The 8,574-nt window shown below is 59.4% G+C and carries 8 protein-coding genes; 6 read left to right on the top strand and 2 right to left on the bottom strand.

All coding sequences use genetic code 11. The features are described from left to right. Positions 1-262: 262 nt before the first annotated feature. Positions 263-439: a hypothetical protein gene (locus tag AC244Q_RS37045; protein ID WP_164902320.1), complete on the bottom strand. Its 177-nt coding sequence runs from the start codon at positions 437-439 to the stop codon at positions 263-265. Between the two features lie 865 nt (positions 440-1,304). Next, the gene (locus AC244Q_RS37040) at positions 1,305-2,390 is read right to left on the bottom strand and encodes an ROK family protein (RefSeq protein WP_128406756.1); all 1,086 of its coding nucleotides are present in this window, start codon (positions 2,388-2,390) and stop codon (positions 1,305-1,307) included. Positions 2,391-2,514: 124 nt separating this feature from the next. Between AC244Q_RS37040 and otsB the strand changes: the two genes are divergently transcribed. The 6 genes from otsB to AC244Q_RS37010 all read left to right on the top strand — a co-directional run bounded on the left by otsB (position 2,515) and on the right by AC244Q_RS37010 (position 8,570). After that, positions 2,515-3,294, top strand: a complete 780-nt coding sequence (gene otsB / locus AC244Q_RS37035; RefSeq protein WP_206615926.1) for a trehalose-phosphatase — start codon at positions 2,515-2,517, stop codon at positions 3,292-3,294. A gap of 199 nt (positions 3,295-3,493) precedes the next feature. Next, on the top strand, positions 3,494-4,378 hold the full coding sequence (locus AC244Q_RS37030; RefSeq protein ID WP_012760604.1) for a helix-turn-helix domain-containing protein: 885 nt from the start codon (positions 3,494-3,496) through the stop codon (positions 4,376-4,378). Positions 4,379-4,592: 214 nt separating this feature from the next. Beyond that, positions 4,593-5,666 (top strand): ABC transporter substrate-binding protein, encoded by a 1,074-nt coding sequence (locus AC244Q_RS37025; protein WP_017997565.1) that lies wholly within the window; start codon positions 4,593-4,595, stop codon positions 5,664-5,666. 71 nt (positions 5,667-5,737) lie between these two features. Next, positions 5,738-6,559, top strand: coding sequence for an ATP-binding cassette domain-containing protein (locus AC244Q_RS37020; protein ID WP_012760606.1), 822 nt, complete (start codon positions 5,738-5,740; stop codon positions 6,557-6,559). Further along, positions 6,556-7,815, top strand: a complete 1,260-nt coding sequence (locus AC244Q_RS37015) for a sugar ABC transporter permease (RefSeq protein WP_012760607.1) — start codon at positions 6,556-6,558, stop codon at positions 7,813-7,815. Before AC244Q_RS37020 ends, AC244Q_RS37015 begins: the two co-directional genes overlap by 4 nt. 26 nt (positions 7,816-7,841) lie before the next feature. Further along, entirely contained in the window at positions 7,842-8,570 is a 729-nt protein-coding gene (locus AC244Q_RS37010; RefSeq protein WP_012760608.1) for an SDR family oxidoreductase, read from the top strand. Positions 8,571-8,574: the final 4 nt, after the last annotated feature.

The raw sequence follows: 8,574 nt of genomic DNA, 5'->3' as shown, positions 1-8,574 counted from the left end.
TCACGCAAATCCTGATAAATCGGGTCATTTTGCGCAAATGATCGTGAGTCTGCCGACTCCGTCAAGCGATTTCTTGGTTAGCCAATGGATAACAGACAGGATTCAACGAAAAAATCATGTGGAATTCCGGAATCTTAGCTCAATTGTCAGCTGACAATGGCGGCGGTGCCCGCACCCGTCGATGCCAGACGCTAACGCAGTTGCCGACTCACCGGAAAACAACATCCACTGCTTGAGCACGTCGGACCAGACAATCCGTTTCTCATTTATAGGCAGATGAACGGCACAGGCTTTCGGTTTCCATCCCGCGGACAGGTTCGTTGCCGGCGGACTTGTCATTTGTGTCCTGGGTTGCGGCCTCGCGCCGTGGCTGCGCAAGGCCGAGCATTTGTTCCAGACGGCCAGCATTGAGCGGAGCGCTTATTCCCTTGAAATTCATGATCCATCTTTCGTCTGCGCATCGATTGCGTGAAGCCTTGGAGATAAGCGCAATTTGAAGCCGCCGAGAACCGCCAGCCGGCGTTATCACCATCTTTTCCAAGCACGCGCGAAGGGGAGGGGAGAGCCCCATCTTCAAGCGCCGATCCGAAACGCGGCCTTTGGCGGCGACGCTCGCCGCTCGGGTCTCTTCCCCGCGCAAGGATAGAAGAGTGGCGCGCAGGAGCGGCCTGACATGCGAAAGGCCCCATCTTATCGGCACCGGCGAACTGGGCTATCTCGGATCATGCGGCATCGCCAGAATTTGGAGACTGCGATTTGGGTTTTACCACAGGCAAGGGTGCTGCTGCGGACCAACGGGGGAGGGGACCCGCAGCCCGAATTTTCGTGCCGATCGAAGTCAGGGAGATACTGGGAGCGGCTGGCGTCAAGGGGTTCCGGTTCGTTTGTACGCAGATCCGATAATCGCCAGGCCAGGTCAATGGCACCAGTCTAGTCACGTGCCGGGTTGAGCGCGAACAGGGTTGCAGACATCCCAGGCTGTCATCAACCGCCACGATGAATACAGCGCATGCTAGGCGAATCAGGTTTCGGCGAGTATCATCGACAGTGCTCGCAGCAATCGTACCGAGATATTGCTGACGTTATTGGGTAGCCCGGGCAACCAGATCTCACCTCCAAGTTGGCAAAGCCGCCGTCTTCTAGCGGAACTTATTGGCGAGTTCGCTTCCGTCCACGGAATTCCTTCTTGTTTACCTGCTATTTACCATAACGCGGCACGCCGGCGGCAAAACCCCATCGCGGATGGCAAGCATCGCGGCCGATCCAGCGTTCCTTACGTAGAGTGGCGCGAGGCAGGCATTCCACTATCGCACCTTCGTGCCCTCGCGATTGGTAAAGTGCGCATTGCCCAACCCCGTGCCTATGGTCAGCACAGCCCATCTCGACACGTCGCTCATAAAAGGGATCTGCGACAATCCCTGCACGACTGCATCGTTGTGCATCATCACGAATGTGCTGTCGTCGCCGATCTCAGGAATGGCCTTCATCAGTGCGGCGGGAAGGTTGAAACTGTCGCTCTCCCAGTTTCCGCCCGGCAGGTTTTGTCCGCCACGTTCGATTGAACCATCGGCTTTGATGATGCCGGGGCATGCGATCCCGATGATCGGCGCTGGCTTGAGATTGGCCTTCTCGGCCTTGCCGATCAGATCCCGCAACATCGCCGCCAACCTTTCGATCGTGGCGGTGCGGCTTGGCTCATCGTCGGCATGACGCCAGATGGTGGATTCCCAGACGCTTGCATCCGCGAAATTCGGCACGTCGTCCTTTCCGAATTTAACGACGCCGGCGCGAACGTTCGTGCCGCCGATATCGACGGCGAGGATCGCCTCGTGACCTTTAAACATCCAGCGCGGCATCAGGTGAACCGCCCCGATCAGTCCGGCCTCATCGGGGTGGTGAACAATCGGCACGACTTCGACGTCGACGCCGGCCGCGTTGAGAATGACCATGGTCCTGGCGATTGTCAGTTCGCCAAAGTGGCTCCGACGGAAGCCGCCGCCAACGACGATGCGTTCTGTCTTTCCCCAACGTTTGTCCTTGAGAAACTTGCCTATCACATCGGCAAAGTCTTGTGCAAAATCCTCCACTGCCCCCATGACCACCGCCGCCGCCGCCAAATCATCGCCCTTCAAAATAGCGTCGATTTTTTTCTTCGAGAGCTTCTCCGTCGCGGTCTTGCCGATCGGGTCGTCTCCAACCTTGCGGATGCGTTTTCTCCAATCGTCGAGCTTTTGTTGGAACGTCTTTTTGTTGGCGTTGTCGCCAACGAAACCATCCTTGTCACGCAGTTCGTTATTGTAATCGTCGATCGTTACCAATGGCAGGTTTAAAGCGCCATGTGCCAACGGGGCATTGATCTCATCACGGGGATCGGAACTGCTTTTGGCCATCAATGTACCTTCTACGGCGCGAGTGCTCGAACGGGCGGCGAGATACAACGCGAACTATCCTCTGGATGTTCCGGACTCTGAAAAATCACCTTGCCCTTGCCGGTTGGCGACCTAGCTTCAATGATTGCAGAGTTTGGAGAATGCCGTGCAGGACGATGCCGCTACACAGGAAATGCTTTCACTGGTCTTGGAGGAACCGGACCGCTGGGCAATGTTTCTCGATATCGACGGAACGCTGCTCAATCTTGCACCCACACCGGATGCGATAGAGGTTCCAGAGGCGCTTCCTGGACAACTTCATCGCCTGTCGAACAAGCTCGGCGGCGCCTTGGCGCTGGTCACCGGACGGTCTCTTGCTTATGCAGACGCGCTGTTCAAACCCTTTGCATTTCCGACAGCAGGCCTGCACGGCGCCGAAATCAGAAACGCCGCCGGAATGCAGACGCTCGAGGCGACACCTGAGTTTCAGGCGTTGAAACATGCGCTGACCGCTGAAGCCGAGCACTACCCTGGCGTCCTGATCGAGGACAAGGGCGCGGCCGTTGCCGCCCACTACCGGCTGGCGCCGGAATATGAAAAGGTGCTCGAAGACCGCATGCACCACTATGCGGAGCTAGCCGGGCCGAACTGGGCATTGCAGCTCGGCAAGATGGTATTCGAGCTGCGCCCGGCACGGTCGAGCAAGGGCGATGCGCTGGAGCGGTTCTTCCAGTCCGACCCGTTCAAGAACCGCTCGCCGATTACCATTGGCGATGATCTGACCGACGAGTCGATGTTTGCGATCGCCAATGCGCGTGGTGGCGTTTCCGTGCGTGTCGGCGCGATCGGCGCTCCCAGCTGCGCCACGAGCCGGCTGTCCTCTTCTGCGCTGGTCAGAAACGTGATTGCCGCCTTGGCCGCCTGAGGTACACCGTTGGACGATGTGCATGCGGATTGCTGTCGTCTTTACACCGGGTGCGCAGTGTCAATTGTCAAAAAAGTATCGGTTTTACCCGGGAATCGTGGTGGCGGGCACGACACGAGACCATTACACTCTCCTTAATAATAAAAGCCAAAAAGGGAATTTGGCGAACGGCCTGGAACCGTCCTTGGAGGAGGAAACAATGGAACCCGACTTGGAAGTGGTTCAGATCCGGCCCGGCGAATCTTTCGCGACGAAGGCGCATGGCTATCCCTACCATACGGTTCGCTGGCATTTTCATCCGGAATACGAACTTCATCTCGTCGTGGCGACGACGGGACGCTATTTCGTCGGCGACTTCATCGGCGAATTTGAACCGGGCAACCTTGTGCTTGCCGGACCTAATCTTCCCCATAACTGGATCAGCGATGTCCCGAAAGGATCGAGCATTCCGCTTCGATGCCAGCTCATCCAGTTCAGCGAGAATTTCATCAGCGGTACTATGAAGGTGCTGGCCGAACTCGGGCCCTTCGATCCGGTTCTTGAAGCCTCGCGGCGCGGCGTGCTCTTCGGCGCCGATACCAGCCGGCAGGTGGCTCCCCTGATGAACGAGGTGCAGCAGGCACACGGTGTGCGTCGTATCGAGCTGTTCATGATGATCGTCGGCCTGCTCAGCCGGGCGCAGGATTCCCAGCTTCTCGCCAGCCCGAGCTATCTGCCCGATCCATCTGGCTACATGTCTGCCGGCATCAACAAGGCGCTCGCCTATATCAGAGAGAACCTGACGAAATCCTTCGACGAAGCCGATCTGGCGACGATTGCTGACCAGTCGACCGGCGCCTTTTCGCGCGCATTCCGCCGCCATACCGGCATGTCGCTGGTACAGTATGTGAAACGCCTGCGCATCAATCTCGCCTGCCAGATCCTGATGAGCGATGACCACGCATCGATCACCGATATCTGCTTCGAGGTCGGCTTCAACAATCTGTCCAACTTCAACCGGCAGTTTCTCGCGGAAAAGGGCATGACGCCTTCTCGCTTCAGGCGGTTGTTGGGCGACAATATCAACGTGGCAAAGGCGGCCTAGAGGAGCCGAACGAGCACGTCCAAAGGACGAGGGAGGACGAGGAGGAGGAACCAATACTGACACTGACTTGAACGGGGGCACGCGATGAGCGGCTCGCGATTGGAAATGCTTGTCCTCAAAAACGTCAAACCGCCGGGGCAGGCGCGACCGTTCCTTCAGCCGAACGGCCACAGCAGAACAGTGCGATCACACACAATTTTTTCAACGGGAGGAGATGGAAATGATGAAATTCTCAACAAAGGCGGCAGGCGCCGCGGTATTTGTCCTGTCCTTGCTTGGTGGTACTTCCGCCTTTGCGCAAACCGCCGTTGCGGATGCGACAGTGGCATTCCTCATGCCCGACCAGGGATCGACCCGCTACGAGGAGCACGACCACCCGGGCTTCGTCGCGGAAATGAAGAAGCTTTGTGCGTCGTGCAAGGTTCTCTATCAGAACGCCGATGCCGATATCGCAAAACAACAGCAACAGTTCAATTCGGCCATCACGCAAGGCGCCAAGGTCATCGTGTTGGACCCGGTGGATTCGGCGGCCGCCGCATCGCTCGTCCAGCTTGCACAGAGCCAGGGCGTCAAGGTCATTGCCTATGACCGCCCGATCCCGAAAGGCAAGGCCGATTTTTACGTCTCCTTCGACAACAAGGCGATCGGCAAGGCAATTGCGGAATCGCTCGTCCAGCATCTGAAGGCGCAGAACGTGCCGACCGATGGCGGCGGCATCCTGCAGATCAATGGTTCGCCGACCGATGCGGCTGCCGGGCTGATCAAGGACGGCATTCACGAGGGTCTGGCGAGCGGCGGTTACAAGACGCTTGCCGAATTTGACACGCCGAACTGGCAGCCCGCGAACGCCCAGCAATGGGCGGGCGGCCAGATCACCCGTTTCGGCAAACAGATCGTCGGCGTGGTCGCTGCCAATGACGGCACTGGGGGTGGCGCCATCGCAGCCTTCAAGGCAGCAGGTGTCGATCCGGTGCCGCCGGTCACCGGCAATGATGCGACGATCGCGGCACTACAGCTGATCATCGCAGGGGATCAGTACAATACGATTTCAAAGCCGAGCGAAATCGTCGCCGCTGCCGCTGCCGACGTCGCCGTGAAGCTTCTGGCCGGAGAAACGATCAAGGCCGAAATGACGCTCTACGACACGCCGGCGCAGCTCTTCGTCCCTGCCGTCGTTACTGCTGAAAACCTCAAGGCCGAGATCATCGACAAGAAGATCAACACCGCCGAGGAACTGTGCACCGGCCGCTATGCCGACGGCTGCAAGAAGCTCGGCATCACCAAATAATAGAGCCAAGGGAATGCGCGGCCGGACCACCGGTCGCGCTTCCGATTTTTCCTTTTTCGAAAGGCCAGGCGATGTCTGAAACCTCTCATACTCCTGACCCTTCCCGTCAGCCTGTCCTCAGTCTGCGTGGAATATCGAAGAACTTCGGGGCAGTGTCGGCGCTCACCGATATCGACCTCGACGTGTATGCCGGCGAGGTGGTGGCGCTGGTGGGCGACAACGGCGCTGGCAAATCGACGCTGGTCAAGATCCTGGCCGGCGTGCATCAGCCAAGTTCGGGCACGATCTTCTTCGAAAGCAAGCCGGCCAACCTGTCGAGCCCAAGTGCTGCGCTCGACCTCGGCATCGCAACCGTCTTCCAGGATCTGGCGCTTTGCGAAAATCTGGACGTCGTCGCCAATATCTTCCTCGGCAAGGAACTCAACCCATTTCAGCTGGATGAGGTTGCGATGGAGATTGCCGCCTGGAAGCTCTTGAACGAGCTCTCGGCCCGCATTCCGAGCGTGCGCGAACCTGTTGCCTCGCTCTCCGGCGGACAGCGCCAGACGGTCGCGATCGCCCGATCGCTGCTGCTCGAGCCGAAACTTATCATGCTCGACGAACCCACAGCTGCGCTGGGCGTTGCCCAGACCGCCGAGGTGCTCGACCTCATCGAGCGCGTGCGTGAGCGCGGCCTCGCCGTCATCATGATCAGCCACAATATGGAGGATGTTCGTGCCGTCGCGGACCGAATTGTCGTCCTTCGGCTCGGCCGCAACAACGGCACCATGCTGCCCGACGCATCCAATGAGCAGCTCGTCAGCGCCATCACCGGTGCATCCAACAATTCCGTCTCCCGCCGCGCGTCGCGCCGCCAGGCGCAAAGCCAACAGAACGAGGAGGGCAGGCCATGATGAAGACCATCCAGAATGAGCCGGCGGCACCTGCGCTTCTTGACCGAAGTGACGAAAGAGTGCGCCATGACGATAGCCTTACCGGCTCGATCCGCGCCTTTGGGGATCGCATCCGCTCAGGCGATCTCGGTTCGCTGCCGGTCATTGTCGGCCTGGCGATCATCTGGACGGTGTTCCAGGCGCTCAATCCGGTGTTTCTCTCGAGCAGCAACCTCGTCAACATGCTGTTCGACTGCTCGACGGTCGGTGTCATCTCACTCGGCATCGTCTGCATCCTGATGGTGGGTGAGATCGACCTTTCCGTCGGCTCCGTCAGCGGCTTCGCCTCGGCACTGGTCGGCGTCTTCTGGGTCAACCAGGGCTGGCCGGTGGTTCTCGCGGTCCTCGCCGCCATGATCGTCGGCGTCCTGATCGGCTCGCTCTACGCATTTCTCTTCAACCGCTTCGGCATGCCGAGCTTCGTGTCGACGCTGTCCGGGCTGCTCGCGGTTCTCGGCCTGCAGCTCTATATCCTCGGAGCGACCGGTTCGATCAATCTTCCCTATGGTTCCTGGCTCGTGAGTTTCGGTCAGATCATGGTCATGCCGGACCCGATCGCCTATCTGCTGGTGGCACTTGCCGGCATTGCCTTCTTCTTCGCTAGCTACCGCACCTCGGCGCGCCGGCGGGCGGCCGGCCTGTCAGCGAAATCGGCCCGCGGGCTGCTTCTACGCGCCGTCATCATCACACTCGCCCTGGAAGCTGTCGCGTTCTATCTTAACCAGTCGCGCGGCATTCCGTGGATGTTCGGCCTTTTCGTCGGGCTCACCAGCGCGATGAATTATGCGCTGACGCGCACCAAATGGGGACGCTCGATGCATGCCGTCGGCGGCAACAGGGAGGCCGCCCGTCGTTCCGGCATCAACGTCTCGCGCATCTATACGAGCGCTTTCGTCATGTGCGCTCTGCTTGCGGCAACCGGCGGCGTTCTCTCCGCCGCACGGCTGGCGACGGCAAGTCAGCAAGCCGGCACCGGCGACGTCAATCTCAATGCCATCGCCGCAGCAGTTATCGGCGGCACGAGCCTGTTTGGCGGGCGAGGCAGTGCCTATTCAGCCCTTCTCGGCATCATCGTCATTCAGTCGATTGCCAGCGGGCTGACGCTTCTCGATCTGTCATCGTCACTTCGATACATGATCACCGGCGCTGTCCTTGCCGTCGCCGTCATCGTCGACTCGCTGGCACGCCGCTCGCGAATTTCGCACGGCCGAGCCTAAAGCAACTGAGAAAACAGAGGAAGAAAATGGGACAGGATCTGTCTGGAAAAGTCGCGGCCGTCACCGGAGCGGCGTCGGGTATCGGCCTGGAATGCGCCAAGGCTTTGCTTGCCGCCGGCGTTCGGGTGGTGCTGGTCGACCGTAACGAGGAAGCGTTGCGGGAAATCTGCTCGAAACTCGACGCCAACGCCATTCCCTTGGTCATCGATCTCACCGATCCGAAAAGCGTCGAACGGATGATGCCTGAGATACTGGAAAAAACCGGCCAACTGGATATCTTCCACGCCAATGCCGGCTCTTATATCGGCGGCGAAGTGCTGGGCGGAGATCCTGATGCCTGGGACCGGATGCTCAATCTGAACATCAACGCCGCATTCCGTTCGGTGCATGCCGTCCTGCCGCATATGGTCGAGCGCAAGACCGGGGATATCATCCTGACGAGTTCCGTTGCCGGCATGATCCCTGTCGTCTGGGAGCCGATCTACACCGCCTCGAAACACGCGGTCCAGGCATTCGTCCACACGCTGCGGCGGCAGGTAGCCAAGCATGGCTTGCGCGTCGGCGCCGTCGCTCCAGGCCCCGTGGTCACGGCCCTTCTCAGCGATTGGCCGCAGGAGAAGTTGGACGAGGCGCTCGCAGCCGGCGGCCTGATGGAGGCGAACGAAGTGGCCGAAGCCGTGCTCTTCATGCTGACGCGCCCACGCAACATTACGATCCGCGATCTCGTCATCCTGCCGCAGCGCGCCGACATCTGACGAA

The sequence above is a fragment of the Rhizobium sp. CB2179 genome (assembly GCF_057653455.1).
This window is presented reverse-complemented; position numbering and strand designations above follow the sequence as displayed.